The 25,727-nt window shown below is 61.3% G+C and carries 27 protein-coding genes, 1 tRNA gene and 1 riboswitch; of the genes, 15 read left to right on the forward strand and 13 right to left on the reverse strand.

Features of this window, described 5'->3' with window-relative positions:
* From lnt to ACOYQJ_RS12845, 10 genes are all read left to right on the forward strand, one after another.
* Positions 1-1,524 (forward strand): apolipoprotein N-acyltransferase, encoded by a 1,524-nt coding sequence (lnt, locus tag ACOYQJ_RS12800; protein WP_422906413.1) that lies wholly within the window; start codon positions 1-3, stop codon positions 1,522-1,524.
* A 37-nt stretch (positions 1,525-1,561) separates the two neighbouring features.
* A riboswitch (SAM-SAH riboswitch) is annotated at positions 1,562-1,609 on the forward strand.
* Positions 1,610-1,616: 7 nt separating this feature from the next.
* Entirely contained in the window at positions 1,617-2,795 is a 1,179-nt protein-coding gene (gene metK, locus ACOYQJ_RS12805) for a methionine adenosyltransferase (RefSeq protein WP_422906414.1), read from the forward strand.
* A gap of 172 nt (positions 2,796-2,967) precedes the next feature.
* Positions 2,968-3,846 (forward strand): SMP-30/gluconolactonase/LRE family protein, encoded by an 879-nt coding sequence (locus ACOYQJ_RS12810; protein WP_422906415.1) that lies wholly within the window; start codon positions 2,968-2,970, stop codon positions 3,844-3,846.
* A gap of 61 nt (positions 3,847-3,907) precedes the next feature.
* Positions 3,908-4,624 (forward strand): tRNA (guanosine(46)-N7)-methyltransferase TrmB, encoded by a 717-nt coding sequence (gene trmB, locus ACOYQJ_RS12815; RefSeq protein WP_422906416.1) that lies wholly within the window; start codon positions 3,908-3,910, stop codon positions 4,622-4,624.
* 110 nt (positions 4,625-4,734) lie between these two features.
* The gene (gene aroA / locus ACOYQJ_RS12820) at positions 4,735-6,078 is read left to right on the forward strand and encodes a 3-phosphoshikimate 1-carboxyvinyltransferase (RefSeq protein WP_422906417.1); all 1,344 of its coding nucleotides are present in this window, start codon (positions 4,735-4,737) and stop codon (positions 6,076-6,078) included.
* Entirely contained in the window at positions 6,071-6,628 is a 558-nt protein-coding gene (locus ACOYQJ_RS12825) for a hypothetical protein (RefSeq protein ID WP_422906418.1), read from the forward strand. Before aroA ends, ACOYQJ_RS12825 begins: the two co-directional genes overlap by 8 nt.
* The gene (locus tag ACOYQJ_RS12830) at positions 6,625-7,251 is read left to right on the forward strand and encodes a hypothetical protein (RefSeq protein ID WP_422906419.1); all 627 of its coding nucleotides are present in this window, start codon (positions 6,625-6,627) and stop codon (positions 7,249-7,251) included. Before ACOYQJ_RS12825 ends, ACOYQJ_RS12830 begins: the two co-directional genes overlap by 4 nt.
* 18 nt (positions 7,252-7,269) lie before the next feature.
* Positions 7,270-7,884 carry a (d)CMP kinase gene (locus tag ACOYQJ_RS12835; RefSeq protein WP_422906420.1) on the forward strand — a complete coding sequence of 205 codons (615 nt, stop codon included), beginning with the start codon at positions 7,270-7,272 and terminating at the stop codon, positions 7,882-7,884.
* A complete protein-coding gene (locus tag ACOYQJ_RS12840; protein ID WP_422906421.1) occupies positions 7,881-8,879 on the forward strand; it encodes an aldo/keto reductase in 999 nt (332 codons plus the stop codon). The genes ACOYQJ_RS12835 and ACOYQJ_RS12840 overlap by 4 nt, the downstream gene beginning before the upstream one ends.
* Positions 8,880-8,995: 116 nt before the next feature.
* On the forward strand, positions 8,996-10,366 hold the full coding sequence (locus ACOYQJ_RS12845; protein WP_422906422.1) for a hypothetical protein: 1,371 nt from the start codon (positions 8,996-8,998) through the stop codon (positions 10,364-10,366).
* 9 nt (positions 10,367-10,375) lie between these two features.
* Here ACOYQJ_RS12845 and ACOYQJ_RS12850 read toward each other — a convergent pair.
* From ACOYQJ_RS12850 to ACOYQJ_RS12860, 3 genes are all read right to left on the reverse strand, one after another.
* Positions 10,376-10,461, reverse strand: a tRNA-Leu gene (locus ACOYQJ_RS12850).
* A gap of 41 nt (positions 10,462-10,502) precedes the next feature.
* The gene (locus ACOYQJ_RS12855; protein WP_422906423.1) at positions 10,503-11,045 is read right to left on the reverse strand and encodes a tetratricopeptide repeat protein; all 543 of its coding nucleotides are present in this window, start codon (positions 11,043-11,045) and stop codon (positions 10,503-10,505) included.
* Between the two features lie 30 nt (positions 11,046-11,075).
* Positions 11,076-11,546 (reverse strand): Lrp/AsnC family transcriptional regulator, encoded by a 471-nt coding sequence (locus tag ACOYQJ_RS12860; protein WP_422906424.1) that lies wholly within the window; start codon positions 11,544-11,546, stop codon positions 11,076-11,078.
* A 112-nt stretch (positions 11,547-11,658) separates the two neighbouring features.
* Between ACOYQJ_RS12860 and putA the strand changes: the two genes are divergently transcribed.
* The 3 genes from putA to ACOYQJ_RS12875 all read left to right on the forward strand — a co-directional run bounded on the left by putA (position 11,659) and on the right by ACOYQJ_RS12875 (position 16,285).
* The gene (gene putA, locus ACOYQJ_RS12865) at positions 11,659-15,081 is read left to right on the forward strand and encodes a bifunctional proline dehydrogenase/L-glutamate gamma-semialdehyde dehydrogenase PutA (RefSeq protein WP_422906425.1); all 3,423 of its coding nucleotides are present in this window, start codon (positions 11,659-11,661) and stop codon (positions 15,079-15,081) included.
* An 86-nt stretch (positions 15,082-15,167) separates the two neighbouring features.
* On the forward strand, positions 15,168-15,911 hold the full coding sequence (locus ACOYQJ_RS12870) for a rhomboid family intramembrane serine protease (RefSeq protein WP_422906426.1): 744 nt from the start codon (positions 15,168-15,170) through the stop codon (positions 15,909-15,911).
* A complete protein-coding gene (locus tag ACOYQJ_RS12875; RefSeq protein WP_422906427.1) occupies positions 15,908-16,285 on the forward strand; it encodes a GFA family protein in 378 nt (125 codons plus the stop codon). The genes ACOYQJ_RS12870 and ACOYQJ_RS12875 overlap by 4 nt, the downstream gene beginning before the upstream one ends.
* A gap of 48 nt (positions 16,286-16,333) precedes the next feature.
* On the opposite strand, the gene ACOYQJ_RS12880 is transcribed toward ACOYQJ_RS12875, so the two are convergent.
* The 5 genes from ACOYQJ_RS12880 to ACOYQJ_RS12900 all read right to left on the reverse strand — a co-directional run bounded on the left by ACOYQJ_RS12880 (position 16,334) and on the right by ACOYQJ_RS12900 (position 19,341).
* On the reverse strand, positions 16,334-17,125 hold the full coding sequence (locus ACOYQJ_RS12880) for an inositol monophosphatase family protein (RefSeq protein ID WP_422906428.1): 792 nt from the start codon (positions 17,123-17,125) through the stop codon (positions 16,334-16,336).
* Between the two features lie 94 nt (positions 17,126-17,219).
* A complete protein-coding gene (locus ACOYQJ_RS12885) occupies positions 17,220-17,534 on the reverse strand; it encodes a hypothetical protein (protein ID WP_422906429.1) in 315 nt (104 codons plus the stop codon).
* A gap of 519 nt (positions 17,535-18,053) precedes the next feature.
* Entirely contained in the window at positions 18,054-18,551 is a 498-nt protein-coding gene (locus ACOYQJ_RS12890; RefSeq protein WP_422906430.1) for a MarR family winged helix-turn-helix transcriptional regulator, read from the reverse strand.
* Positions 18,552-18,686: 135 nt separating this feature from the next.
* Positions 18,687-18,950 (reverse strand): FAD assembly factor SdhE, encoded by a 264-nt coding sequence (locus ACOYQJ_RS12895; RefSeq protein ID WP_422906431.1) that lies wholly within the window; start codon positions 18,948-18,950, stop codon positions 18,687-18,689.
* 1 nt (position 18,951) lies between these two features.
* The gene (locus ACOYQJ_RS12900) at positions 18,952-19,341 is read right to left on the reverse strand and encodes a helix-turn-helix domain-containing protein (protein ID WP_422906485.1); all 390 of its coding nucleotides are present in this window, start codon (positions 19,339-19,341) and stop codon (positions 18,952-18,954) included.
* 120 nt (positions 19,342-19,461) lie between these two features.
* Here ACOYQJ_RS12900 and ACOYQJ_RS12905 point away from each other — a divergent pair, with 120 nt between their 5' ends.
* Positions 19,462-20,664, forward strand: a complete 1,203-nt coding sequence (locus ACOYQJ_RS12905) for a pyridoxal phosphate-dependent aminotransferase (protein WP_422906486.1) — start codon at positions 19,462-19,464, stop codon at positions 20,662-20,664.
* 15 nt (positions 20,665-20,679) lie between these two features.
* Entirely contained in the window at positions 20,680-21,081 is a 402-nt protein-coding gene (locus tag ACOYQJ_RS12910; RefSeq protein WP_422906432.1) for a hypothetical protein, read from the forward strand.
* Positions 21,082-21,293: 212 nt separating this feature from the next.
* On the opposite strand, the gene ACOYQJ_RS12915 is transcribed toward ACOYQJ_RS12910, so the two are convergent.
* The 5 genes from ACOYQJ_RS12915 to ACOYQJ_RS12935 all read right to left on the reverse strand — a co-directional run bounded on the left by ACOYQJ_RS12915 (position 21,294) and on the right by ACOYQJ_RS12935 (position 25,546).
* Positions 21,294-21,980, reverse strand: a complete 687-nt coding sequence (locus ACOYQJ_RS12915) for a DUF1194 domain-containing protein (protein WP_422906433.1) — start codon at positions 21,978-21,980, stop codon at positions 21,294-21,296.
* The gene (locus ACOYQJ_RS12920) at positions 21,977-22,708 is read right to left on the reverse strand and encodes a DUF1194 domain-containing protein (RefSeq protein ID WP_422906434.1); all 732 of its coding nucleotides are present in this window, start codon (positions 22,706-22,708) and stop codon (positions 21,977-21,979) included. Before ACOYQJ_RS12920 ends, ACOYQJ_RS12915 begins: the two co-directional genes overlap by 4 nt.
* Positions 22,675-23,103 carry a VOC family protein gene (locus ACOYQJ_RS12925; protein WP_422906435.1) on the reverse strand — a complete coding sequence of 143 codons (429 nt, stop codon included), beginning with the start codon at positions 23,101-23,103 and terminating at the stop codon, positions 22,675-22,677. The genes ACOYQJ_RS12920 and ACOYQJ_RS12925 overlap by 34 nt, the downstream gene beginning before the upstream one ends.
* A gap of 67 nt (positions 23,104-23,170) precedes the next feature.
* The gene (locus ACOYQJ_RS12930; protein ID WP_422906436.1) at positions 23,171-24,565 is read right to left on the reverse strand and encodes a surface lipoprotein assembly modifier; all 1,395 of its coding nucleotides are present in this window, start codon (positions 24,563-24,565) and stop codon (positions 23,171-23,173) included.
* A 6-nt stretch (positions 24,566-24,571) separates the two neighbouring features.
* Complete coding sequence (locus tag ACOYQJ_RS12935) at positions 24,572-25,546, reverse strand: hypothetical protein (protein WP_422906437.1); 975 nt, start codon at positions 25,544-25,546, stop codon at positions 24,572-24,574.
* Positions 25,547-25,727: the final 181 nt, after the last annotated feature.

Here is a 25,727-nt window from a genome sequence, read left to right on the forward strand (position 1 = left end):
ATGACCGACGGGGCGCCAAGCCTGTCCCGCCCTTTTCCCCGTTGGGCAAGGCTGCCTTTGGCTGTCGGCTTTGGCATGCTCATGGGGCTGGGCGCCGCTCCGTTTGACCTTTGGCCAATCGCTCTTGTCGGCTGTGTCGGCGCCTTCTGGCTGTTTCTCAACACCCCCAAGGGCATCTTGGCCGCGGGCACCGGCTGGGCCGTGGGATTTGGCTATTTCGGCCTGTCGCTGGGGTGGATCGTCGAGCCATTTCTGGTCGATGCGGCAAGCACCGGCTGGATGGCGCCCTTTGGTCTGTTGGGGCTGGCGGGCGGCTTGGCGCTGTTCTGGGCCTTGGCATTTTGGGGCGCGGGGCAGTCGCGCCGCCATCCTCTTGCGGCATTGGTCGTCACATGGAGCGCCGCCGAACTGGCGCGCGCCTATGTCCTGACGGGCTTTCCCTGGGGGCTTGTCGGCTATGTCTGGGCGCCCAGTCCAGGCATTCAATGGGTCTCGGTCATCGGGCCGCACGGGCTGACTATACTGACCTTGGCCTGGGCCGCCTTCAGCGCCAAGGCGATCTGCACACCCTCTGCAATCCGCGCGATTACGGTCGCACTGGTCCTGGCAGCGATCCTCGGCGGCGGCTGGCTTTTGACGCCTCCTCAACAGGATCTGAGCGGACGTCCGATCGTGCGGCTGATCCAACCCAACGCTGCCCAACACGAAAAGTGGAACCCGGCGATGGTGCCTGTGTTCTTTGACCGGCAGGTCACCTACACCGCCGCACCGACACAGATACCGGATAGCCCGCGACCTGCGCTTATCGTCTGGCCGGAAACCTCGGTCCCAGTGCTCTTGCATCGCGCCGGAGAGACGCTGGCGATGATCAGCGACGCCGCACAGGGCAGCCCGGTCGCCTTGGGGATACAGCGCGCCGAAAGCGGCAACTACTTCAATTCGCTGGCTGTTCTGGATGGCTATGGCGATGTGGCGCAGGTTTATGACAAGCATCATCTGGTGCCGTTCGGGGAATACATGCCCGCCGCCGAGCTGTTCAAACGCTGGAATATCGCCGGCCTCGCCGCACGGGCTGAAGGCGGCTACGCCGCTGGTCCCGGGCCTCAGCTGATCAATCTTGGACCTCTTGGCCTTGCCCTGCCGTTGATTTGCTACGAGGCCGTCTTTCCACAAGACGTGCAGCGTGCGCCCGTCCGCCCTGACATGTTGCTGCAGATCACCAATGACGCTTGGTTCGGGCAATGGTCCGGCCCCTATCAACATCTGGCGCAGGCGCGCATTCGCGCGATCGAGCAAGGCCTGCCCCTGCTACGGGCGGCAAATACCGGCGTCTCGGCGGTCATTGATGGCGGCGGACGCATCATCGCCAGCCTCCCCTTGGGAGAGGCGGGTTTTATCGACGCCCCCTTGCCCTTGCCCCTGCGCCTCACGATATATGCACGAACAGGCGACCTTTCTGCGCTGCTGGTACTCTTTGTATCCACGCTTGGGCTAATCCGCTTCAAATCCAACAAAGCTCATTGACCGCAAGGTCGGCTAAGCGTACTGCAAATAGTCATTAAACCCGTCACAACGGCTTCCTGGCGTGACGGAGAACCCCAATGGAGCAATTTCCAATGTCTCGACAAAATTACATTTTTACTTCGGAATCCGTTTCCGAAGGCCACCCCGACAAAGTCTGCGACCGCATTTCCGACGCCGTTCTTGACGCCTTTCTTGCCGAAGATTCCTTGGCGCGGGTCGCCTGTGAAACCTTTGCAACAACCAACCGTGTCGTCATCGGCGGCGAGGTTGGCCTGACCGATCAGGACAAGCTTGCCGAATACATGGCGGCGATCCCTGATATTGCCCGCGCCTGCATCAAGGACATCGGCTACGAGCAGGACAAGTTCCACCACGAGACCTGCAAGATCACCAACCTGCTGCACGAACAATCCGCCCATATCGCACAGGGCGTGACCGGCGAGCGCGGCGACGAAGGGGCTGGCGATCAAGGCATCATGTTCGGCTATGCCACCAACGAAACCGATGCGCTGATGCCCGCGCCGATTCAGTATTCCCACGCCATCCTGCGCCGTCTGGCCGAGGTGCGCAAAGACGGGACCGAGCCGCTGTTGCGCCCGGACGCAAAATCACAGATCTCCGTGCGCTATGAAAATGGCAAACCGGTGGGCGTGAGCTCGATCGTTTTGTCGACGCAGCACGCCTCCGAGGCGCAGAGCAGCGCAGATATCCGCGCGATTGTGGAGCCCTATATCCGCGAAGTCCTGCCTGACGGCTGGATCACCGCCGAGACCGAATGGTGGGTCAACCCGACCGGTACCTTCGTCATCGGTGGCCCGGACGGCGACGCGGGCCTGACCGGCCGCAAGATCATCGTCGATACCTATGGCGGGGCCGCCCCCCACGGCGGTGGCGCGTTCTCGGGCAAAGATCCGACCAAGGTTGACCGCTCGGCGGCCTATGCGGCGCGTTATCTGGCGAAAAACGTTGTGGCGGCTGGCATGGCCGATCGCTGCACCGTGCAGCTGTCTTACGCCATTGGCGTTGCCAAGCCACTGTCGATCTATGTCGACACGCACGGCACTGGGCAGGTCGCACCCGAAGCCATCGAAGCTGCGATCCCCAAGGTGATGGACCTGACGCCGCGCGGTATTCGCACGCATCTGGACCTGAACAAGCCGATCTATAGCCGAACCGCAGCCTATGGCCATTTTGGCCGCCCACCCGAAGCGGACGGCGGCTTTAGCTGGGAAAACACCGATCTGGTCGATGCCCTGACAAAATCGGTCTGACACATCGCCCAACGGCGCCCATGTGGTTGAAATCAAAGCCTGCTGCCCCCGCGCAGCAGGCTTTTTCATTTGGACGGTCGCTGCGCAACAAAGTTTCCGCTACGTCAATTTATTTGACCGGGCTCAATAAAGCGCTGAAAGTCGAAAGATTATTAAATAATTGGAGGGTCCAATGAAATTTTCTTATAGAATCTCCGTGGCCATCGCGGCCAGTTTTCTACACATCCCCGTTGCACAGGCGGAAGGCGGAGCCACCAAACTTTGGGAACTTGGCGGTTTTGCCAATCCGGAAAGCGCCTTGTTCGACGCGGAGCGCGGCATCGTCTACGTCTCGAACGTCGCCGGAGACCCGACCGGAAAGGACGGCGTTGGTTATATTTCCAGGATTTCCCCCGCAGGCGAGATGCTCGAGGCGGAATGGGTCACCGGCATGAACGCTCCCAAGGGGCTGATCCTGTCCGGGGGCACGCTCTATGTCAGCGACATCGACCAGCTTGTCGCCATTGATGTCGACAGCGGTGAGATCACAAACCGCTGGGATGCCGAGGGGGCAATCTTTCTCAATGACACGGCTGTCGATGAAAGCGGGCGCATCTATGTCTCCGACATGATTGCCGAGGCGATTTATGTGTTGGACGGCGATGCTCTGTCCGTCTTGGCCAAGGGCGAAGAGCTGGCCCATCCGAACGGGCTCAAAATCGCCGATGGGCAGTTGATCGTCGCCACATGGGGTCGCGATCTGCAAGCGGATTTCTCGACACTTGTTCCCGGCAGCTTGCTGTCCATCGACCTCGACAGCAAGGTCATTTCTGCACTCGGATCCGGCAAAGGTGTCGGCAACCTTGATGGTTTGGAACAGGACGGTGCCGGAAACTGGCTGGCCACAGATTGGGTTAGCGGCGGCTTGCTGCGGATCAAACCAGACGGAAGCCATGAGATGCTGGTCGATCTCGACATGGGCAGCGCCGATCTGGGCTATATCCCGGCCGACAAGGTGGCGATTGTTCCAATGATGATGAACAACTCGCTTCTCGCCTACGAGGTCGAATAGCAAGGGCGACGGGCCGCTCGGTGATTGTGTTCTGTGGGCGGCGGCGCTAAACGCCCCCGTCATGACCACATCGAACAAACATCCTAACGCCCCCTGGCGCAATTTCTATGGCCGCATACGGGGCAAAACGCTCAAACCGGCGCAAGAGGCGTACCTGAACGAAGATCTGGAGGCCCTGTCCCCCGGCTCCGTCGATTGGGACGTCAACCCCGACCGCATTCCGCTGGATCTGGAGGCCCTGTTCGACGGCAAACCCGTCTGGCTGGAAATCGGCTTTGGCGGCGGCGAACATCTGGTCCATCAAGCCGCGACCTACCCCGAGATCGGGATCATCGGCTGCGAGCCGTTCCTGAACGTCGTGGCCATGCTTTTGGGCAAGATCCGCAAAGCCGGCGTCACCAATCTGCGGGTGCATCCCGGCGATGTGCGCAATCTTTTCGACGTGCTGCCCGAAAGCTCGGTCGAGAAGGTGTTTCTGCTGTATCCCGATCCCTGGCCGAAAAAGCGCCATCACAAGCGCCGCTTCGTGACGCAAGAGCATCTGGAGCCATTGGCCCGGGTGATGAAACCGGGGGCAGAATTCCGCGTCGCCACGGATATTCCCGACTATGTCCGCCAAGCCTTGATCGAGGTGCCGCAAGCGGGTTTTGAATGGCTCGCCGAGGGCCCCGAGGACTGGCGCAAACCCTGGGGCGATTGGCTGTCTACCCGCTATGAACAAAAGGCGCTGCGACAGGGCCGCGTGCCGCATTACCTAACTTTCCGGCGGCTGGGCTAGGCACGGTCGGGGTGCGACGCCCGAGCAGTATTTGGAACAAGACCAAGCGCTGAGTCTGGACGCTAACGCAGCGGCGGTCTATCAGGCTGGCAACCTGTATTGGAGGCCACATGTCCGCCCACGGCACACCTATCCCGATGACATCCCGCAAGAGCGGCCCGCTGAAAGGCGAGGCGCATGTTCCCGGCGACAAGTCGATCTCGCACCGATCCCTGATCCTTGGCGCCATGACGGTCGGTGAGACCAAGGTCACGGGCCTGCTTGAAGGCCAGGACGTGCTGGACACCGCCAAGGCGATGCAGGCCTTTGGTGCTGACATCGAGAAGCGCGGCGAAACTTGGCACATCCACGGCGTTGGCGTCGGTGGCTTTGCCGAGCCCGAGAACGTGATCGACTGCGGCAACTCCGGCACCGGCGTGCGGCTCATCATGGGTGCCATGGCGACCTCCCCGATTGCCGCCACCTTTACCGGCGATGCCAGCCTGAACAAACGTCCGATGGCGCGAGTGACGGACCCCCTGGCGCTGTTCGGAGCGCGCGCCTATGGCCGCTCGGGCGGGCGTTTGCCGATGACAATTCTCGGCGCGAAAGACCCCCTGCCCGTGCGCTACGCTACGCCTGTGCCTTCGGCTCAGGTGAAGTCAGCCGTGCTGCTGGCGGGTCTCAACGCACCGGGCGAAACCGTGGTGATAGAGCGCGAAGCCACGCGCGATCATTCCGAACGTATGCTGGCGGGCTTTGGCGCCACAATCACAACCGAGGACAGTGACGAAGGCCGCGTCATCACCCTGCAGGGCCGCCCGGAATTCACGCCGCAAACGATCATCGTTCCGCGCGATCCCTCCTCCGCCGCCTTCCCGGTCTGCGCCGCGCTGATCACCGAAGGCTCCGACGTTCTGGTGCCCAACATCGGCCTCAACCCGACCCGCGCGGGCCTTTTCTTTACCCTGCAGGACATGGGCGCGGACCTCACCTTTGAGAACATGCGCGAGGAAGGCGGCGAGCCGGTCGCCGATCTGCGTGCGAAATTCTCTCCTGACCTCAAGGGCATCGAGGTGCCCGCCGAACGCGCCGCCAGCATGATCGACGAATACCCCGTTCTGTCGGTCGTCGCCGCCTTTGCCCATGGCAAGACCCATATGCCGGGCGTCAAGGAACTGCGCGTCAAGGAATCCGACCGCATCGACGCCATGGCCCTAGGCCTGCGCGCTGCAGGCATCACCGTCGACGAAGGAGAGGATTGGTGGACCGTACACGGCCGTGGTTTCGGCGACGTGCCGGGCGGCGTGACCGCGCAAAGCCATCTCGACCACCGCATCGCCATGGCCTTCCTCGTCTTGGGGCTTGCCACCGAACAGCCGATGTCCGTGGACGACGGTCAACCCATTGCCACTTCATTCCCGATTTTTGAAACTCTCATGGGCGAACTCGGGGCGCGTATCTCCCGTGACTGATCCTGCGGCAAGGCACGCGTGGGTGCACCTGATTGGGGCTTTGGCCCTGATCGTGCTGCTGATCGAATGGATCACGCTTTATCGCATTGTCGGACCGCTGACCGGGTACTTCCTGCCGCAGATGCATTTCGGCGCATTCACCTCGGGCGATCTGTTCACCTTTGCCGCCGAGCTGTCGAATAATCAGGACCGCTTCGATCTGTACGAGCGGTTTCTGCAATGGGTCGATCCAGTCTTTATCCTGCTGTTCTGCCTGTGGCTGTTCAAGGCCATGCGCCCGCGCCTGCTTGCCCTTGCGGCGCTGCTCTGTTTCGCGATGCTCGATCTGGCCGAAAATGCCTTGCTGCTCTACTATCTCGGTGATCTGCGGATGGTCCTGATCGTCGCAGAAGCCAGCGATGCTCCGGCGCTCGACGCTGCCATGCAGGACCCCACCGTTCTGTTCCTGTCCTACATCACCTCGGCCAAACTTGCTCTCGGCGTGCTGAGTGCCGCCTACACAATCGGCAGTGGAATCGTGAACCGCAGCCGCACAAAGGTCGCCCCATGACCCCGTTCTACATTAGCCTTCACCTCTTTGATCCACTCGGCCCGATCCAGGTTGCGGAAAGCGGCACCTACGGCGGCGATGCCCGGCTGTTTGTCGTCCACGCCCGCAGCCTTGCCGAGGCACTGGGCGAGGTGTTGGAGGTGATCGCGGACCAAAGCTGCCGTCTTCTGCGCATCGGTCATGCCGGACCGCTGGCGGACTACCTGCCGGATTACTTCCCCTTTCCCGCCGATGTCGCAGAATTGGCCGCGCAGGCGCAGGATGGTCCGGTCAGCACCCCGGCCTACAGCTTTGAGCCATGGGGCGCAGATGTCACCAGCGGCGTCAGTATCGCGGTGCTTGACGTCTATGATCCCTCTATGGAGGGCGGCGAGCCCTACGATGGCGAATTGACCCTCGCCGCCGCCCCCGGCACCCCGGAGGAGGCGCTGCGGACACTGCTCGACGTTCTCGAAGACAGCAACGTGCGCTTGAAAAAGCTCGAAGATCTGCGCGAAAGCGCCGAAGCCAGCCCCGACGAATACGATGACGACTGGCCCCTGCTGGACATCGTGGCCGAGGCTGGCGAAAGCGGCGGGCCTGCATTCTCGCCCGCGTTCGTCTATGAAGCCGAGGAAAACTGACACGAAAAGAGAGGCGCCATGGCATTTACCATCGCAATCGACGGACCAGCCGCGGCTGGCAAAGGCACCATCAGCCGGGCCGTGGCCGATCATTTTGGCTTTGCCCATCTCGACACCGGGCTGCTGTATCGGGCAGTGGGGCGCAAGATGCTGGATGGGATTGCGCCGATTGAGGCAGCCGAAAACCTTGTGGCGGAAGACTTGCAAGACGACAGCCTGCGCACGCCCGAGGTCGCGCAGGCAGCCTCCAAAGTGGCGGTGATCCCCGAGGTCCGCGCGGCGCTGGTTGATTTTCAGCGAGCATTTGGCCGACGCTCTGGCGGCGCCGTGCTGGACGGGCGCGACATCGGCACCGTGATCTGCCCCGAGGCAGAGGCCAAGCTGTTTGTCACCGCCAGCGCCGAGGTCCGCGCCGACCGCCGCTTTCGCGAGTTGATCGGCAATGGTCTGGACGTGCGCTTTGACGATGTTCTGGCCGATGTACGGGAACGCGACGCACGCGACATGAACCGCGCCGATGCCCCCTTGAAACCTGCGGCAGATGCGGTGACCATCGACACCTCGAAGCTGGACATCGAGGCAGCGATCAGCGCCGCTATCAGTGCAATCGAGGCGAAACGGGGGATTTCATGAAACAAGTGACCATCGGGGCCAATGGCCCGAAAACGTCCTGCCTTGGTATTGGCGCCATGTCCTTTGCCGAATTCTACGGCCCCACGACCGAGGAAAATTCATGGGCGATCATGGATGCCGCGATCGAGGCGGGCGTGACCCATATCGACACATCGAATGTTTATGGTATGGGCCGCTCCGAAAGCGCCATCGGCGCCTATCTCAAGGCCAATCCCTCGGCCCGCGATCATTTTCACATCGCCACCAAGGGCGGGATCACCAAGGACGCTGACGGCAATCGCATCTTTGACAACTCGGCCGAACACATGGAAGCGGCGCTGGACGCCTCACTCAAGCGGCTGGGGATTGATTGCGTCGATCTTTACTACGTTCACCGCCGCGAGGCCGCGCGCCCTATCGAAGAGGGCGCCGAAACCATGGCGCGTCTTGTGGCCAAAGGCAAATGCAAGCAGATCGGCTTTTCCGAAATCGCCCCCTCCAGCCTGCGCCGCGCCCATGCGGTCTATCCGGTTGCCGCGGTGCAATCGGAATATTCGCTTGCCACACGGTTCCCCGAACTGGGCCTCGTGCAGACCTGCGCCGAGCTGGGCACCGCCCTTGTGGCCTTTTCGCCGGTCTGCCGGTCGCTGCTGACCGACACCCCCTTGGCCGCCGAGGTGATCCCTTCCCTTCCCTTCCTGAAAAGCGCTCCGCGCTTTACACAGCCGAACCTGGGCACCAATCTGGCCTTGACCGAGCCTTTCCGCGCGCTTGCGGCAGAGATGGGCCTTCCGACCGCCGGTCTGGCAATTGCCTGGCTGCTGGCAAAAGGCGATCATATCCTGCCGATCCCCGGCACACGTTCGGTCAGCCATTTCAAGCAATTGGTCAAAGGGGCGGAAACTACACTCAGCTCCGACGACATGGCCCGCTTAGACGCCATCCTTCCTGTCGGGTGGGCGCATGGCGACCGCTATTCCGACGATGCCTGGATTGGCCCTGAGCGCTATTGCTGAGGCAAGCCCCGGTCGCATGGATGTCCGGCAAGCAGCCATCATTGTCTTGGCATCTAGAGGCAAATCTGCCTGACGGTCCTCAAGCCGCGTGAACTGCCGCAGGGATGTGATCTTTGATGACCCAAGACCGTTTGCCGTTCAAAGCCCTTTGCCTTGCCTTCGGGCTTGGCTGCGCCAGCGCCGCTTTGGCGGCCGAGGTCAGCCAGAAGCCTTTGGAAGGCCTGCCCAAAAGCGTCCGAGCAGACCATCATTTGTCGCTGTCCGGCGAAGTCGGGCCAGACGACGCCAAGGCCCTCAGCGCGCGCGTGGCAAGCCTTGATTCTGGCCGGGTGGTTCTATCGCTGAATGGCGTTACCGGGACATTCGCGGCAATGTCGGAATTGACCCATGTGATCAAAGACTTGGGACTTAGGACTTATCTGAACGGCAACATGCCGTGCCTTTCAGGGTGCGCGCTGCTGTTCATGGCAGGCCGGGACGCGGGGGCAGTGATGGCGGCGAACGCCCGGCTGGGTTTCGAACCCACCGTCATGATTGCCCGGACAGATCCGCTTGGCGAAGCAGAGATCGCCGCTCAACTGGTGCAACTGTCGTTCTCCGGCCTTCTGCCCCCCGGCCTTGTCGAGGAGATCTTGCAAGGCACGGACACCCTTTGGATCGAAACTGTCGACCAGTCGGGTCGCTGGGGGATCGCACTGTCCGAACAGGGAGCGTTTGCGGCGGCAGGCAGCGTGATGCAAGAGGGCGATCTTCCCGCGCTGAACCGACATTGCACCAATACGGTACATTGGATCAACGATATGTCCCTCGCCGATCGCGAGGAAAGCTATTCCCTGCCAGGCCTTTACACCCCCTACCAAGGACCTGACGCCGGATGCACCTATACCCCCCAGAGCAGCGAAATTCGCTATGATATCTGGTCGGACGAGGCGCGCAGCGGCACGGTTTTGAATTGGCACACCCTGCCAGCGCAGACCAAACTGGCCGAACTGACACCGCAACAGATCACTGGGGACCGCCCGGCCAGCGATCCCTTCGCCACCCCGCCCGAAAGCCGCGTGGCAGGCGCATGCAAGGACGGCGCCCGCTGGGTGGGCGGCTGGATGGGCGCCTCTTGGTCCGAGGCCTTGGGTTATGCCGCCTTGGAAAGCTGCGAAACAGGGGCGGCGGTTTTGCGTCTGGAATGTCATCATGGAACCGGCAAAGTCGACCTGCGGTTCCAATTGAACACCTTTGATTTGGCCGAACTGACCGAAAGCAAGATAGGCTTTCAGATCGACGATGAAGTGCCACTGCGCGTCGGCGGGGCGAACACAGCGGAGCGCGGAGCGCCGGAATACGTCACGCCGCTTCCGCGCGACCATTTCTTGATCGACAAGCTTATGAAAGGCGGATCGCTGCGACTGAGCGTCGGAGAAACGAGCCGCAGCCTGCACCTGTCGGGCTCTGGCAAAGCCATAACCGCGATGCTGGCGTCTTGTCTGTGATTGTCTCGCTGGTACCCGCGGCCGGATTCGAACCGGCACGGCACTAAGGCCTGGAGATTTTAAGTCTCCTGTGTCTACCATTCCACCACGCGGGCCAGCGTCGCGACAATAGCCCGCCGCGCGGCAGTGTAAAGCGTCAGAGTTCGTCGCCCGGAAGAGGTTTCAACAGACCGCGTTCGGAAAGCCACGGGTTCAGCGCAAGCGCCTCGCGCAGCGTCTTCTGCCCCTCAAGATCGCGGCCCAAAGCCAGCAAAGTCAGCGCCTTGCCTGCCAGCGCGCCCACATGCCTCGGGTTGATCTTCAGTGTTTGTTCCAGATCGGGCAAAGCAGCTTCATAATCCTCGCGCAGATAACTGATAAAGGCGCGTTGGTTGTAGCCTTCGGCGTAAAACGGGCAGTAGCCCACCAGCCGATTGAAACGATCCATGGCGCGCACGAAGTCAAAGCTTTGACGCGCCCGCATGCCTTCGTCCAGCATGGACTGGCTTGGTTCATCCGGCGCGTCGGCCCAAAGCGCCCACAACTGGTTTGAAATCAGCCGTGCTTCCATCTGGTCCGGCGCGACCCTGAGATCGTCCAGCAGATCGTTCAGCGCCGCCTCATGGTCGGGCGCGACTGGACAGCCATCAGCAAATGCGGGCGGAGCCAAAAGGCAAAGGACAAGAGCAAGTGAACGCATGGACCAAGGGTGCAGCACGGGCCGCATCGGTCAAGTCACATCCGCGAGACCGTCATCCTTGACGGCCTGCATCGCCACATAGGTCGAAGTCAGCGAGATCCCCGGCAAGGTCGACAGTTTTTCCGCCAGAACCCGGCGATAGGCGCGCATGTCAGCGGTGCGCACCTTCAGAAGATAGTCGAAATTTCCAGCAATCAGATGCGCTTCTTCGACTTCGGGAATGGCGGCGACAGCTTTGTTGAAGGCCTCCAGCGCGGCTTCGCGCGTGTCGCTCATGCGAACCTCGACAAAGGCGACATGGTCCAGACCCAGACGGATCGGATCAAGGATCGCACGATAGCCCCGGATCACGCCCGATTCTTCCAGCCGCTTCAGCCGCGCCTGTGTCGGAGACTTTGACAATCCGATCCGTCGGGCCAGTTCTGTAACTGAAATGCGCCCTTCCTCGGCCAAGGCGATCAGAATCGACCGGTCGAAGCTGTCCATCGACTCAACATCCATCTGCACTGCGATCCCCCAACGTTTCCGACTTATTGACTGGCTATCAGATCATCATAAGACGATTTTCCCGGGAAACCTAGTGTAAGATAGTCCAATCATCCGGAGAGAGTTCATGCCACAAGATCACACCGACACCTTGCGCGCCCGTATTGACGCTGGCACCTACGCCAATGAGGCGCAAACCGTCGCGCGTCTGGCAGCCCAGGCCGATCTGACGGCCGAGGACCGCTCTGCCATCAGCGCCCGAGCCGCCGGATTGGTCAGCGACATTCGCGGCACTTCGAACCCAGGGCTGATGGAGGTCTTTCTGGCCGAATATGGCCTCTCCACCGACGAAGGCATTGCCCTGATGTGTCTGGCCGAAGCCTTGTTGCGCGTGCCTGACGCCGAAACCATCGACGCCCTGATCGAGGACAAGATCGCGCCGTCCGACTGGGGCAAGCATATGGGGCACTCGACCTCGCCGCTTGTCAATGCCTCAACATGGGCCCTAATGCTGACCGGCAAGGTGCTGGACGAACGCAACCCCGGTCCGGTCAAGCACCTGCGCAGCGCCATCAAACGGCTGGGCGAGCCGGTGATCCGTACCGCCGTCGGCCGCGCCATGAAGGAAATGGGCGCGCAATTCGTGCTGGGCGAGACGATTCAAAAGGCGATGAAGCGCGGCAGCGCCCAAGAGGCGAAAGGCTATACCTACAGCTATGACATGCTGGGCGAAGCCGCCCGCACCGAAGGGGACGCCAAGCGCTATCATCTGGCGTATTCGCGCGCCATCGGGGCCATCTCTGAAGCTGCGCGTGGCAATGACATCCGCACCAACCCCGGTATTTCAGTCAAACTGTCCGCGCTGCATCCGCGCTATGACGAATTGCAGCACCAGACGGTGATGGATGAGGTCGTCCCGCGCCTGCGCACCCTGTGCCAACTGGCCCGCAGCGCCGGGATTGGCCTGAACATCGACGCCGAAGAAGCCGACCGGCTGGATATCTCTCTGGACGTTATCGAAGACGTGTTGTCAGAACCCTCGCTCGCCGGATGGGACGGGTTCGGCGTTGTGGTGCAGGCCTACGGGCATCGCGCCAGCTATGTGATCGACTGGCTGTACGATCTGGCCAACCGGCTGGATCGCAAGATCATGGTGCGGCTGGTCAAAGGCGCTTATTGGGACACCGAGGTGAAGCGTGCTCAGGTTGCGGGTATCGACGGGTTTCCGGTCTTCACCTCCAAGGCGGCGACCGATGTGTCCTACATCGCCAACGCCCGCAAACTGCTGGGCATGACCGATCGGATCTATCCGCAATTCGCCACCCACAACGCTCATACCGTCGCCGCGATCCTGCACATGGGCGCGGACCCGGCGCTGTACGAATTCCAGCGGTTGCATGGCATGGGCGAAACCCTGCATTCGCTGGTCAAGGCCAAGGAAGGCACCCGCTGCCGCATCTACGCCCCCGTCGGCGCCCATCGCGACCTGCTGGCCTATCTGGTGCGCCGCTTGCTGGAGAACGGCGCGAACTCGTCTTTCGTCAACCAGATCGTTGACGAAGATGTCCCCCCCGAGGTGGTCGCCGCCGATCCCTTTGAGCAGGTCGCGGCCTCTGGCCTGACCACCGGGCCAAACCTATTTGCACCCGAGCGCGCCAATTCCAAAGGCTTCGATCTGCGGGATCGACCGACGCTGCGCGCGATTGAAGCCGCACGCTCGAAATTTGCCAATCATTATTGGTCCGGCACCCCGATCACCGCCGTGCCCGCGCCGCATGGCGCAAACGCCACGGTCCCGAACCCCGCCGATCCGGCCGACATCGTCGGTCAGATCACATGGGCCTCGGCGGAGAGCGTCAGCGCGGCCGCAAACGCGGCCCGGCCATGGGGTGCCTCGCCCTCTGAGCGCGCAGAAATCCTGAACCGCGCCGCTGATCTCTATGAGGCAAACTACGGTGAACTCTTCGCGCTGTTGCACCGCGAAGCGGGCAAGCTGCTGCTGGATGCCGTGGCCGAACTGCGCGAAGCGGTGGATTTCCTGCGCTACTACGCGGCCCGGACCGAAGGCGGCGAGGCGCGCGGCACCTTCACTTGTATTTCGCCGTGGAACTTCCCGCTCGCGATCTTCACCGGGCAGGTTTCGGCTGCTTTGGCGGCGGGGAACGCCGTGCTTGCCAAACCGGCCGAGCAGACCTCGCTCATCGCGCATCGCGCCGTCGAACTGCTTCACGAGGCTGGCGTGCCGCGCACGGCCCTGCAATGTCTACCCGGCGCAGGCGACGTGGGCGGAGCGCTGACCGCCTGCGCGCTTGTCGATGGCGTGGCGTTCACTGGCTCGACGGAAACCGCGCAGATCATCCACCGCGCCATGGCGGCCAACCTTGCCCCCGGCGCGCCTTTGATCGCCGAAACCGGCGGGTTGAACGCGATGATCGTCGACAGCACCGCCTTGCCCGAACAGGCGGTTCAGGCCATCGTGGAAAGCGCCTTCCAATCTGCGGGCCAACGCTGCTCAGCCCTACGCTGCCTGTATGTGCAAGAGGACATCGCCGAAAGCTTCCTTGAGATGCTGCAAGGCGCTATGGACGCGCTTGTCATGGGCAATCCGTGGAATGTCGCCACCGACGTTGGCCCGGTGATCGATGAAGAGGCCCGCGCCGGCATTCTGGCGCATATTCGCACCGCGCAGGCCGAAGGCCGCGTTCTGCGCACCTATCCGACGCCGGATCAGGGCTATTTCGTCGCACCCACGCTGATCAGGATTGACGGCATTGACGATCTTGAGCGCGAAATCTTTGGCCCGGTGCTGCATGTCGCAACCTTCAAATCAACCGGGCTGGACAAGGTCATCGATGCGATCAACGCGACCGGCTATGGGCTGACCTTTGGCCTGCAAACCCGGATCGACGACCGCGTACAACACGTGACCGAACGGGTCCATGCCGGAAATATCTATGTGAACCGCAACCAGATCGGCGCCATCGTCGGCAGCCAACCCTTTGGCGGTGAAGGCCTTTCCGGTACAGGCCCCAAAGCGGGCGGGCCTTTGTATCTGGATCGTTTCCGCAGCCACCCGGCACCGCTTGCTGGTGCGCCGGTAACGGCACAGGCCGACGTGGCCGCCATCCAGAAGGCCTTGGCCCAGACCCACGCAGCCGCGCCCAAGATTCGGACGGAACTGCCGGGTCCGACAGGCGAAGCCAACCAGTACAGCACCCTCCAGCGCCCGCCCGTGCTGTGCCTTGGTCCGGGCGCCGAAGCCGCAAAAACACAGGCCGAGGCGATCAAGGGCTTTGGCGGGAACGCGGTCGCGGTGGCGGAGACGCTCGCGCCGGAGGCACTTGGCCAATTGAATGGCTTTTCGGGCGTGATTTGGTGGGGCGATGAGGGCACAGCGCAGACCTACCGGTCAGCGCTGGCACGGCGTTCGGGCGTGATCCTGCCACTGATAACCGGCGCGCCGGACAAGGGCCACGCCCTGGCCGAACGTCACGTCTGCATCGACACCACCGCCGCCGGCGGCAACGCCGCCCTTTTGGCCGGGCAATAACCAATCCAGGTCGATTTTTCGCAGAAAACTCTGTTCCCCGTCGCGCATCGCCTTGACGCCGCGACGGGGAGGCGCAAACTCCCTTCATGTTTCCCATTCGTGATCACAACCCGTCGGGCCGTGTGCCCTATGTCACCTACGCGCTGATCATGGCCAACGTGGGCATCTTTCTTTCGACATGGAACCTGCACGCCGACCAACGCGCGCTTTATCAGTTTTACAGCGCCTACGCGTTGGTGCCTGCGATGGTGTCTGACGGCTATGGATTTTCCGGCTTCGTGACCTCGATGTTCCTGCACGGCGGGCTGGCGCATCTTGGCGGCAACATGTTGTTTTTGTTCATCTTCGGGGACAACGTCGAAGATGAGATGGGCCATGTCGGCTATATGCTCTTCTACCTTGCCTGCGGGATCGGCGCGGGACTGGCGCAATACATCTCGGCGCCGCTTTCGCCTGTGCCAACCGTGGGCGCTTCGGGCGCCATCGCCGGAGTGATGGGAGGCTATCTGCTGCTCTTCCCCAAGGCCCGCGTCGATATTCTGGTCATCCTGATCGTGATTTTCCGCGTGATCCCCCTGCCCGCCTGGATCCTTCTGACCCTATGGTTCGCAATGCAGATCTTTGGCGGCTTTGGCACAGCGGCCGCTGGCGGCGGCGTCGCCTACTGGGCACATGCCGGCGGTTTTCTGATCGGGGTGGGTCTGACAGTACCGCTCTGGCGCCGGTTGGGCGGCCTCGCGTTCTGGAGCCGCACCGACGGCCACCCACCGCATCCAGGCACTCAGTATGCGATTTCTGCGACCCGCATTCCAAGGATACCAAGACGATGAGCGCTCCGGTCAAAGCCACCTGCCATTGCGGCGCGGTCGAACTGCGCGTGACCCTCAGCGATGGATTCAACACCGCCCGCCGCTGCGACTGTTCCTTCTGTCGCAGGCGCAGCGTCCCGGTTGTCTCGGCCCCCTTGGACGGAATCGAGGTGATCCAAGGCGCGGACCAGCTGACACTATATGAATGGGGCACCAAGACCGCGAAACACCATTTCTGCTCGGTCTGCGGGATCTATATGTACCATCGGCGCCGCTCGAACCCGAATGAGTACGGCGTCAACCTATATGCCATTGAAGGCGCCGAGCCGAAGGATTTTGAGCCCGTTATCTGGCACGATGGTGTCAATCACCCCTCGGATCGTGGCACAACGTGACGCGTTCCAAATGATCTGGAAAACACCCCTTGCGCACTGGCACGAAGGTCAGGCTTCGCGGATGATCTTGGCGAACTGATCGAAAATCTGGTTGTTCGCACAAAGAATTGCGCCCGCTTCAAGCGGATCTTGATCCTTGCGGACGCCTTCCACCAAAGCCCCGGCCTCTTTCGCGATCAGGAACCCGGCAGCGACGCTGGTCAGGGGCAGCTCGCGCTCCCAATAGCCATCGAAGCGGCCTGCGGCGACATAGGCCAGATCCAATGCGGAAGCGCCCCACTGGCGCGCGCCAGCGCATTCCGGCATCAAGCGGGCAAGATCCTTGATCGTGGCCGGAAGAGTACGTTTGGTGCTGTGCGGCACGCCCGTCGCAAAAAGCGCCTCAACCATGCGCGAACGGCCGGAAACCCGCATCCGTTTGGAATCGTTCAGCCATGCCCCGGCACCGCGTTCTGAATAGAACATTTCATCCTTGGCCGGATCAAAAACCACGCCCGAGACGATCTGCCCCTTATGCTCCAACGCGATCGAGATGCACCAATGCGGCAGGCCGTGCAGGAAGTTCGCGCTGCCGCCCAAAGGATCGACGATCCAGCGGCGCGTCGGGTCATCGCCCTCGATTTCTCCGCTGATGTCGCCAAGCCAGCCATAGCTGGTGCGCGCGCCCATCAATTCTTCTCGCAGGATCTCTTCTGCGGCGATGTCAGCCCGGCTGACAAAATCACCGGCCCCCCGCAAGGAAACCTGAAGGTTTTCGACTTCGCGGAAGTCCTTGACCAGAGAACGGCCCGCTTTGCGCGCCGCTTTCATCATAATATTGAGATTCGCGCTGCCCTGCATCGGTTCGGCCCTCATAAGCAATCAGGCCGCGCGTATACGCGGCCTGACCTGGAATGCCAAGAGCACGAGGCAAGCCCCCGTGCCTTGAAGTCATTTAGCGATAAACAACACCCTTTTCACCCACCGGCGCATAGGCGCGGGGCTTGTAGGCCGGCTTGGGCTTGTAAGCGGCCTTGCCGGGGCGGTTCACATAGGGGCCGGCATTGGGCACACCGCAGCAGACCACTCCACCCATGGTGACGGGCTGCAGACCCGCCGGGCACATGTTCGGCGCGTTGTAGCTGTGCATAAGGAAGTTCGAGTTCGGATCGTTGGTCGCGTCACCCATGTACATGTCACCCCATGCAAAGGCTGCTCCGCCCGTCAGGGCAAAACCAACCGCCAAACCAAGTGTCCCGAAAATACGCATAATGTCCCCCATCGTGACCGAAATTTTATCTTCGCTTGTCTTTCAGGCTACCAGCCCAAGAGCGCAAGTCAATTTTTTCCTGTGGGAAATCGGGGATTTGATGCTTTTTGGCGCGGGGCATAGGTAGCGCACATATTCAAAGAATTTTTGTCTCTGAGAAGTAAAAACGCCCTGACATGGTCAGGGCGCGGAACTCGTTACAAAACCGGGTGCCTGTAGCATCTACCGTGATGCGAAACCTGCCAGCAGGGCGCGCAGCGCTACGGGGGACAGAGGGAACAGAGGGTTGATCGCCGGTGCCGTCTGTTTTGATTTTTGTGCCATTCACTGATCCCCGTGGAATGAGGAACTTTTAACTCCCAAAGGGATGGTCCGTCATGGGGAGAAAGAGGCGCGGTTTCCCCAACGCCTGCTTTGCCGTCGAGCAGGACAGGGCCTTCTGGCCAGTCATGACTGCTCTAAAATCTTGATATTGCATCGGCCATTTCATGGAATGGCCAAAGCATCCGGCCCCAAAGGTCAGTAAATATAGCGGATCTGGTCTGTCCAGTAACGTTCAACCCGGCGCAGCGAGTTTGTGATCTCGTCAATGCCGTCAATGCTCAGAACGCTCTTTGACTGCAGGCCATCCGCATGGCGCCCGAACAACTCGGTAACGATGTCGCGGATTTCGCGGCCCCGCTGCGTCAGACGCACGCGCACCGAGCGGCGGTCAATCTCGCAACGCTGGTGGTGCATATAGCCCATCTCGACGAGCTTTTTCAGGTTATAGCTGACGTTGCTGCCCTGATAATAGCCGCGCGACTTGAGTTCGCCTGCGGTCACTTCGTTGTCACCGATATTGAACAGCAGCAAAGCCTGCACCGCGTTCACATCGATGATGCCAAGCCGCTCAAATTCATCCTTGATGACATCCAGCAGCAAGCGGTGGAGACGTTCCACCAAGCTGAGCGCATCAAGGTAACTGGCCATATAACCCTGCTCACCGGGTTTCGCCATCTTGGAATGAATACTCATATCCGTCTCCGCCTGTGTTTTTCTGCAGACGGAAACTCAACGAAAAAAACCAATATAGGGTTAAATGACGACGATAATGGGAAAAATGCGAACGATATTTGCGTCGTATTTCTTTCGACTGCTGCACAGAGCCGGTCAGCCTGCGCCCGAAGCAACCTCGCGGATATCCTCGATAAGCGCGAAATGTTCTTTGGGCGCAGGGACTTGTCCAGAAACCCACTGATACAGGTCCTGATCGTTTTCGCTGAGAACGGCCTCGTAGGCATCCAGTTCAGGATCGCTCATCCCGGCCAGCTTTGCCTCGCTGTAGCGGATCAGAAGGATATCCATCTCCTTCATTCCTCGCCGCATCGAACGCATGGCCAACCTTTTCTTACGGGTTTCGCGATCCTCAAACATCTCAGCCTTGTTCCTTCAAAAGCTTGCGAAGCGACTTTTCCAGCCGCCCCAGTTTTTCTGCCTGCGATTGCAGACCGGCCCGCATGGTCCGAATCTCGCCCAGAACGGCGACGACATCCGGCGAAAGAGCATCCCCATCCGGGGTGCTGACCCCTTCGCCTTCGCCAGTGATCAGCCAAACCATCGAGACATTCAACACCCCCGAGATCATCGACAGCTTGTTGGCCCGCGGTTCGGACAGATCGTCCTCCCAGGATTCCAGGGTCTTGAGCTTGACGCCCATGCGTCTGGCCAGCACTTCCTGAGTCATCCCGGCTGCTTCGCGAGCAGCGGCAAGACGGTCGCCAAAAGTGGCTGCGTCCGGCCCATACCAGTCAGTCTCGGCTTTCATATCGGTCATTCCAGTCCTTCCTTCCCGCGGAGTTTGCCGCGTGACAGCGGTGAAGCGCCTTGATTGCTGCTTTGGCGCAAACTAAGACAGACGGCGGCCATTTACAAACCGGTGATCCGTATGCCCTTCCTCTCGACCACGCTTTCGCGCGTTCAGCCTTCGCCCACAGTGGCCATCACCCAGCTTGCGCGCGAATTGGCCGCAACCGGGCGCGACGTGATTTCGCTCAGCGCCGGTGAGCCTGACTTTGACACACCCGACAACATCAAGGCCGCCGCGATTGCGGCAATTCAGGAGGGGAAAACGAAATACACCGCCCCTGATGGCATCCCGGAACTGAAACAGGCGATCTGCGCCAAGTTCTCTCGCGAAAACGGGCTGGCCTACCAGCCCTCGCAGATCAGCGTCAGCACCGGCGGCAAGCAAGTGCTGTATAACGCGCTTTTGGCCACCCTGAACCCGGGCGACGAGGTGGTGATCCCCGCCCCCTATTGGGTCAGCTATCCTGACATCGTGCGCCTTGGTGGAGGTGAGCCGGTGATCGTCACCGGTGAACGCCAGATGGGCTACAAAATCACCCCCGAGGCACTGGAGGCGGCGATCACGCCAAAGACGAAATGGTTTATCTTCAACTCGCCCTCCAATCCCACCGGCGCAGGCTATAGCCGCGATGGGCTGAAAGCGTTGACCGACGTCCTGCTACGCCACCCGCATGTCTGGGTGATGTCCGACGACATGTACGAACACCTTGCCTATGATGGCTTTGAATTCTGCACCCCGGCGCAGGTCGAACCGCAGCTGTATGACCGCACCCTGACCGTCAACGGCGTGTCCAAGGCCTATGCGATGACCGGCTGGCGCATTGGCTATGCTGGCGGCCCCGAGCATCTGATCGCCGCCATGCGCAAACTGCAAAGCCAAAGCACCACCAACCCCAGTTCGATCAGCCAATGGGCCGCAGTCGAGGCCCTGAACGGCCCGCAAGAATTCCTTGCCGAACGCGGCGCGGCCTTCCTGCGCCGCCGCAACCTTGTGGTCGACGGTCTGAACGCCTGCAAAGGCGTGACATGCCCTACACCCGAAGGCGCTTTCTACGTCTATCCCGACATTTCGGACTGCATTGGCAAGACCAGCGCAGGCGGCGCAAAAATCGAGAATGACGAAGCCTTCTGCACCGCCTTGCTCGAAGAACAGGGCGTAGCGGTGGTCTTCGGCGCGGCCTTTGGGCTGTCGCCCTGCTTCCGCGTCAGCTATGCCGCGTCGGACGAGGCGCTGCGCGAAGCCTGCAACCGGATCGCGGCTTTCTGCGACGGCCTCACGTAACGAAAAAGGTGCCCAATGTCCGGTGAATTGCCCGAGTTCTATTTTCGCATCCGTGACAACGGTGCAATGGTCTTTCGCGTCGATACGGAAAACCGCCAGCGCCGGATCGAACTGGACCAGATCGCCGTGGTCAACCTGAACAGGGGCGATATCAAACCGCACGGTGACCACGTCCTGACCACCGACGAAGCGCGGGCCATCGCAGAGTGGATGGCCGAGCGCAAGACAACCCTCGGCACGCGCGAAATCGACGACATCCACCGCACCGTAGATCACCTCAACCTAACAGCGCAATGGGCGCAAAGTCGGGCAACCGAAACCCAGCTGGACGAAGTTACAGACGCCCTCTTGCTGGCCATGCACGACCTGCGGATCGTGCTGGTGCGAAAAAAAGCTGACCGGATGCTGAAAAACTGATCCTCGCCCGTTTTTTACCCACCCGCGGTTTCATCGGTCCATAAATATCCCGGGGAGTCGCAGCTTGCTGCGGCGGGGCAGAGCCCCAACGGCCCGCTAAACAATCGACCGGCTCGAAAAAGTCCTGCGCCAACCAAGTGCGCCAACCCGAGGACGCCGCCGAAGGCGAAGGACGAGACATCTGCGCAGGGCCGCAGGCCCTGCTCCTTTCTCTAACGGCGCGACAGAATCATGACCTGCAATTCGCGTTTAAGCTTGCGCACCATGGCCGCTTCGAAATCGTCAAATCCCAAAGCGGTTTCGACAAAGGCCTGCTCGCCCTCGATCACATAGGCGCGGAAATAGGCCACCAATTCCCCCAAGCCCGGCGCTGGCTGCCCGGGGGCCGCTGGCGAGCCGATGATCAGCGCGTTGATCGTCACCCCCAAAGGTCGCACGTCCTGAGGGCGCGGCCCGGTGTTGTTCTTGCCATCCCCCGACAGGTCAAGCACTTGCCGCCAACAGTCGCTCTGCCCGGCCAGCAAACGCGCCCCGTGGGCCTTGGCCGATCCAATCGCCGTCGACGGGTCAAGCTCAGCCCGGGCCAGTCCGCGCAGCCGTGTCGCCACCTCGGCCACAACCGCGCGGTCCGTCACTTCGACCCAGTCCTGCAGGGTCCGCTGGGCATATTCGCCGCTCCACTCGAAGACCGTCAGACGTACCGGTGCATCGGGCATTTCCAGCAAGGCTGCCACGACTTCGGGATTTTCCAGAGCACCCGCGAGCCCATCCAGTTGCAGCCGGTACTCCTGCGCATTGACCGAACCAGACACGTCCAGCCCAAGGGCCAACGCCTGTCGGCACGCGGCCTGCGCCTGTGCCGCCCACATGGCCAAAAGCAGGAAAAGAACGCCCTTCATCCCGGCTCTTGCTCCAAAGGCAGACCGCCGACGATGCGCTCTTCTATCTCGCGGAACAGCTTGCGTTCCATCGCATTCTGAAAACCTTGGTAGCCATCCGATGTCTCGACAAAGGCGCCCGGGCCGTGCTGCACGAAATACTCGTAGTGATCCAGAACATCCCGATCCGCCCCTAGCACCGCCAAGCCGTTTACCGTCACGCCGTCGAACGGAAAATGCCGATAGGCCAGTTCCGGTCCGAAACCGTCGTTGGTGATCCCGTCACCTGACACGTCGATCGTTCGGCGCTCGCACTGCGGCGCGCGCGCCATCATCGTCGCGCCAAACCCCAGCGCGAACCCCAATGCGGTGGGAAAGCGCGTGAACGAGCGCTGCGAACGCCGTAACTGCGTCGCCGCCGCCTCAATGTCCGCCTCGCTGCGCAGCACCGTCCAGTCAAGGATCACCGATGACTGGTTGCGCCCACTCCATTCATAGGCGCCCAGCGCCACGGCACCGCCACCACCCTCAAGGATCGCCCGCATCACATCGGGCGAGGTCAGCGCCGCGGCCGTGCCATCGCGCTGCAAGGCATATTCCGCGGCATCCACCGAGGAAGAAACATCCAGCGCCAAAAGCAGCGCCAACCGGCACGGGCTTTGCGCACCTGCCGCAACGGGCAGCAAGCACAGCAAAGCCAATAGCCGGAAAAGCCTTACCAATGGCCCGTGTTCTCCATCGACAGCCACGGCTCGGCGGGCTCAAGCGCATCGCCTTCCTGGAGCAATTCCACCGAGATATTGTCGGGGCTGCGCACGAAAGCCATGCGGCCATCGCGCGGCGGGCGGTTGATCACCACGCCGTTGTCCTGCAAATGCTGGCACATCTCGTAGATGTTCGGCACCGAATAAGCGAGGTGCCCAAAATGCCGACCATCAGACGGCAGCCCGTCGTCGCCGTCCCAATTGTAGGTCAGTTCGACCGGGCATTCTTCCTGCCCCTCGGGCGCCATGAAGATCAGCGAAAAGCGGCCCGCCTCGCTGTCCATGCGCCGGGTCTCTTTCAGGCCCAGCAGCGCATAAAACTTCATAGATTCCTCAAGGTCCTTCACCCGAACCATCGTGTGCAGATAGCGCGTTCCCATAATCTCTCCCATCAGGTCAGGCGGGGAGCAAAATTTTCACTGAAAATCTTCTCGCCGCAATGTGCGGTCAGAATACCGACCTGAGGCCAACGCGCAAATCGGTGCTCTGAGTTTCATACAGCGAATAGTTGGAGCTTCTGTCGCGGAAGGAAACCCCGATTTCCGGGGCAAAGCCGAAATAATCCATCTTTGGCAACAGCACGTCCACTGAAACGCCCCATTCTTCGTCCCTGCGCGGATCGACCCAAAAGCCAAAAGGCGACAAGTCGTATCGCACTTCCTCATAGGTCAGCGACAGGCGTGGCAACATTCCCATGACCGGCTTGCCCAACTGGTACCGCAGCGCGGCGCGGTCGGTCTCGCGGGCCACCAGCCGCGATTCAGAATCCGTTTCGGCGGTTTCCAGATCCAGCGTCAAAGCGCCATGGCCAAAGCGCCGCGTTACATTCAGGCCCAGCTCAGTGCTTTGCGAACTGCGCGACACCAAGTCATAACGGGTCTCATCCACAAAGCCGAACCGCAGCCCGCCTTCCCAACCCTCGCCGAGTCGGCGCTGATAGGTCAGGTCCAGCCGCACCGCGTCAGACGACAATTGGCCGCCCGTCCAGAACCGCGCCACCGACAATTCGCTTTTGGCCAGCCATTGCTGTTGGTCTCCGATCCGCTCGTAGCCAAGCGAAAGCCCCAGGCGATCCCGGCTGTAGTCGGCATCCTTGATGGTGGGCACCTTTTCGCGTGCGGCTTTGGAAAAACGCACCCGCTCGATCCCGGCAAAAGCGCCAAGATTCACGCGGCTGCGTTCGCCCGTCGGGATGCGATAGGTGAAATTCACGTCCCCGCCAAAGCGCAGCCCCGAAAACGGCACCGCGGCAGGGTTTTCAAATGTCAGCCCGGCAAAGGTGAATTCATTGGTCTTGGGGGCACCGTTGATGTTGTCCGAAGGTTCGCCAAAGAAACTGAGCTTCAGCCGCCAAGGCGTCGTGCGACGGACAAAGCGGAAATCGCGCACGGCCACCGCGCGCAGCCCGTCGTCCGGTGCGACCTGCGCCGCATAGCGCAGCCAGTATTGCGCAATCCCGTTTTTCCCGCCCGAGGCCTTGGCCTGCGCCGTCACCAGCGCCGCAAAGAAACGGTCCTTGTCGGAGCCTGCCGCCGCGCGGGCGGCCGCCGCGGCCTGATCCGCCTCTTTGAAACGGCCAAGATCGCGCAGCGCGCGGCTTTTGAGAACAAGCGCGGGAACATCGTTGGGCAGGCCCTTGAGCAGCCCTTCGGCCAGCATCAGCGCCTCGCGGGGGCGGCCCATCTGCAACAAGCGGCCCGCCACATCGCGCGCTTCTTCAATGCTGAGCCGGGTTTCGGCGAAAGCGGCTTGTGGCGGCGCTCCGATCAGCCCGCTTGCGATCATTGCAGCCAGCAGGCTGATCGCGGCGAACCGTCGCATCAGGCGTCGAAATGCCCCCATGCGCCCTTACCGTTCGGCTACAAAGCCGCCAACTTCGCGGACCTGAACCTCGATGTACTCACCTGTGGCGGGATCAATTCCAATCGGACCGGTGCCTTCGATAACGACGATGCCAGCCACCTCTTCACCGTTGGGACCGGCAAACAGCCCTTCCCATGTGCCGGTGGCGCCGGTGGTTCCCGGGCCGCCAACAATTGTCGCATCCGAAGATTCGATGGTCCAGTTGTCAAAGTTGATCGACGCGGTGCTCAGGCTGATGAATTCGCCGGTGCCGTTCAGATCGTCGATCGGCACTCCGTTGTTATCAAAGAACGTCCGGTCAGCAATATAGCCTTCGACCGCACCGGTGGTGTCAAAGTCTTCGATATCCACCCGGATCCGCGTTGTGCCCGCGACGTACTGGATTTGGGAACCGGTGTCCGGGTCAATGATCGTCCGAACCGCCGCGTATTCCCCGTCGTAGATATAAGACTGGTTGCTGGTCGGAAGCTTGCCGCTGCCACTCAGGCGCTGCGCCGCAACGCCGCCAAAGCCGAAGGTCACATAGTTGTCTGTGCCCACCGCAGTCACTTGGCTATAGCCAGAGCCGGTCCGGCGGAAGACGGCATAATAGCGGTTGGTACCTGCCACGTTGCGATAGGCATCAAAACTTGACCCCGCAGTTCCGAAAGCGGTCGAAACCGCTGCGTCGCGCTGGTACAGGTTGTCGTCGCCATCGAAAGGCAGGTTGTTCAGGACAAGTTCACCTGTCGCGGGATCAAAATCCACATCGTTCATGGTCAGCTTTTCATTGGCACTTGTGCCGTAGACGTCCGGGCCTGTACTGGCAGTCCCTTCGTCCGGCACGTTCGTCGGCACTTCCTCGTCAACAAGCGGTTGGGTACCAGACCCAATGCCATCGTCACCGGAATTGCCGGGGTTGCCACCTGTACAGGCGGCAAGGACGCTCGACAACGCGAGCGCGAGAATAAATCGATTCATCTGACTGCCTCAGGTCTTGCCCGTTTTTATTTTGAGGATGAACCTGCGCAGATGAGCCCTTCTTGTCAATTCCTGCCCCGATTACGACACAATTTCCCTGAATGTGAGGCAATTCAGCCGCTACAGTATCTCGCCTTCCCTACCCACGCCCCCACCAGATATAGTGACCTCCGACTCATCT

Source organism: Pacificoceanicola algae (assembly GCF_049341065.1).
Lineage (GTDB): Bacteria > Pseudomonadota > Alphaproteobacteria > Rhodobacterales > Rhodobacteraceae > Pacificoceanicola.

What these genes read in the sequence shown, in the direction of transcription:
- lnt (WP_422906413.1), top strand. Translation starts at nt 1, where the DNA reads ATGACCGACGGGGCGCCAAGCCTGTCCCGCCCTTTTCCCCGTTGGGCA.
- metK (WP_422906414.1), top strand. Translation starts at nt 1,617, where the DNA reads ATGTCTCGACAAAATTACATTTTTACTTCGGAATCCGTTTCCGAAGGC.
- ACOYQJ_RS12810 (WP_422906415.1), top strand. Translation starts at nt 2,968, where the DNA reads ATGAAATTTTCTTATAGAATCTCCGTGGCCATCGCGGCCAGTTTTCTA.
- trmB (WP_422906416.1), top strand. Translation starts at nt 3,908, where the DNA reads ATGACCACATCGAACAAACATCCTAACGCCCCCTGGCGCAATTTCTAT.
- aroA (WP_422906417.1), top strand. Translation starts at nt 4,735, where the DNA reads ATGTCCGCCCACGGCACACCTATCCCGATGACATCCCGCAAGAGCGGC.
- ACOYQJ_RS12830 (WP_422906419.1), top strand. Translation starts at nt 6,625, where the DNA reads ATGACCCCGTTCTACATTAGCCTTCACCTCTTTGATCCACTCGGCCCG.
- ACOYQJ_RS12835 (WP_422906420.1), top strand. Translation starts at nt 7,270, where the DNA reads ATGGCATTTACCATCGCAATCGACGGACCAGCCGCGGCTGGCAAAGGC.
- ACOYQJ_RS12840 (WP_422906421.1), top strand. Translation starts at nt 7,881, where the DNA reads ATGAAACAAGTGACCATCGGGGCCAATGGCCCGAAAACGTCCTGCCTT.
- ACOYQJ_RS12845 (WP_422906422.1), top strand. Translation starts at nt 8,996, where the DNA reads ATGACCCAAGACCGTTTGCCGTTCAAAGCCCTTTGCCTTGCCTTCGGG.
- ACOYQJ_RS12855 (WP_422906423.1), bottom strand. Translation starts at nt 11,045, where the DNA reads ATGCGTTCACTTGCTCTTGTCCTTTGCCTTTTGGCTCCGCCCGCATTT.
- ACOYQJ_RS12860 (WP_422906424.1), bottom strand. Translation starts at nt 11,546, where the DNA reads ATGGATGTTGAGTCGATGGACAGCTTCGACCGGTCGATTCTGATCGCC.
- putA (WP_422906425.1), top strand. Translation starts at nt 11,659, where the DNA reads ATGCCACAAGATCACACCGACACCTTGCGCGCCCGTATTGACGCTGGC.
- ACOYQJ_RS12870 (WP_422906426.1), top strand. Translation starts at nt 15,168, where the DNA reads ATGTTTCCCATTCGTGATCACAACCCGTCGGGCCGTGTGCCCTATGTC.
- ACOYQJ_RS12875 (WP_422906427.1), top strand. Translation starts at nt 15,908, where the DNA reads ATGAGCGCTCCGGTCAAAGCCACCTGCCATTGCGGCGCGGTCGAACTG.
- ACOYQJ_RS12880 (WP_422906428.1), bottom strand. Translation starts at nt 17,125, where the DNA reads ATGCAGGGCAGCGCGAATCTCAATATTATGATGAAAGCGGCGCGCAAA.
- ACOYQJ_RS12885 (WP_422906429.1), bottom strand. Translation starts at nt 17,534, where the DNA reads ATGCGTATTTTCGGGACACTTGGTTTGGCGGTTGGTTTTGCCCTGACG.
- ACOYQJ_RS12890 (WP_422906430.1), bottom strand. Translation starts at nt 18,551, where the DNA reads ATGAGTATTCATTCCAAGATGGCGAAACCCGGTGAGCAGGGTTATATG.
- ACOYQJ_RS12895 (WP_422906431.1), bottom strand. Translation starts at nt 18,950, where the DNA reads ATGTTTGAGGATCGCGAAACCCGTAAGAAAAGGTTGGCCATGCGTTCG.
- ACOYQJ_RS12900 (WP_422906485.1), bottom strand. Translation starts at nt 19,341, where the DNA reads ATGAAAGCCGAGACTGACTGGTATGGGCCGGACGCAGCCACTTTTGGC.
- ACOYQJ_RS12905 (WP_422906486.1), top strand. Translation starts at nt 19,462, where the DNA reads ATGCCCTTCCTCTCGACCACGCTTTCGCGCGTTCAGCCTTCGCCCACA.
- ACOYQJ_RS12910 (WP_422906432.1), top strand. Translation starts at nt 20,680, where the DNA reads ATGTCCGGTGAATTGCCCGAGTTCTATTTTCGCATCCGTGACAACGGT.
- ACOYQJ_RS12915 (WP_422906433.1), bottom strand. Translation starts at nt 21,980, where the DNA reads ATGAAGGGCGTTCTTTTCCTGCTTTTGGCCATGTGGGCGGCACAGGCG.
- ACOYQJ_RS12925 (WP_422906435.1), bottom strand. Translation starts at nt 23,103, where the DNA reads ATGGGAACGCGCTATCTGCACACGATGGTTCGGGTGAAGGACCTTGAG.
- ACOYQJ_RS12930 (WP_422906436.1), bottom strand. Translation starts at nt 24,565, where the DNA reads ATGGGGGCATTTCGACGCCTGATGCGACGGTTCGCCGCGATCAGCCTG.
- ACOYQJ_RS12935 (WP_422906437.1), bottom strand. Translation starts at nt 25,546, where the DNA reads ATGAATCGATTTATTCTCGCGCTCGCGTTGTCGAGCGTCCTTGCCGCC.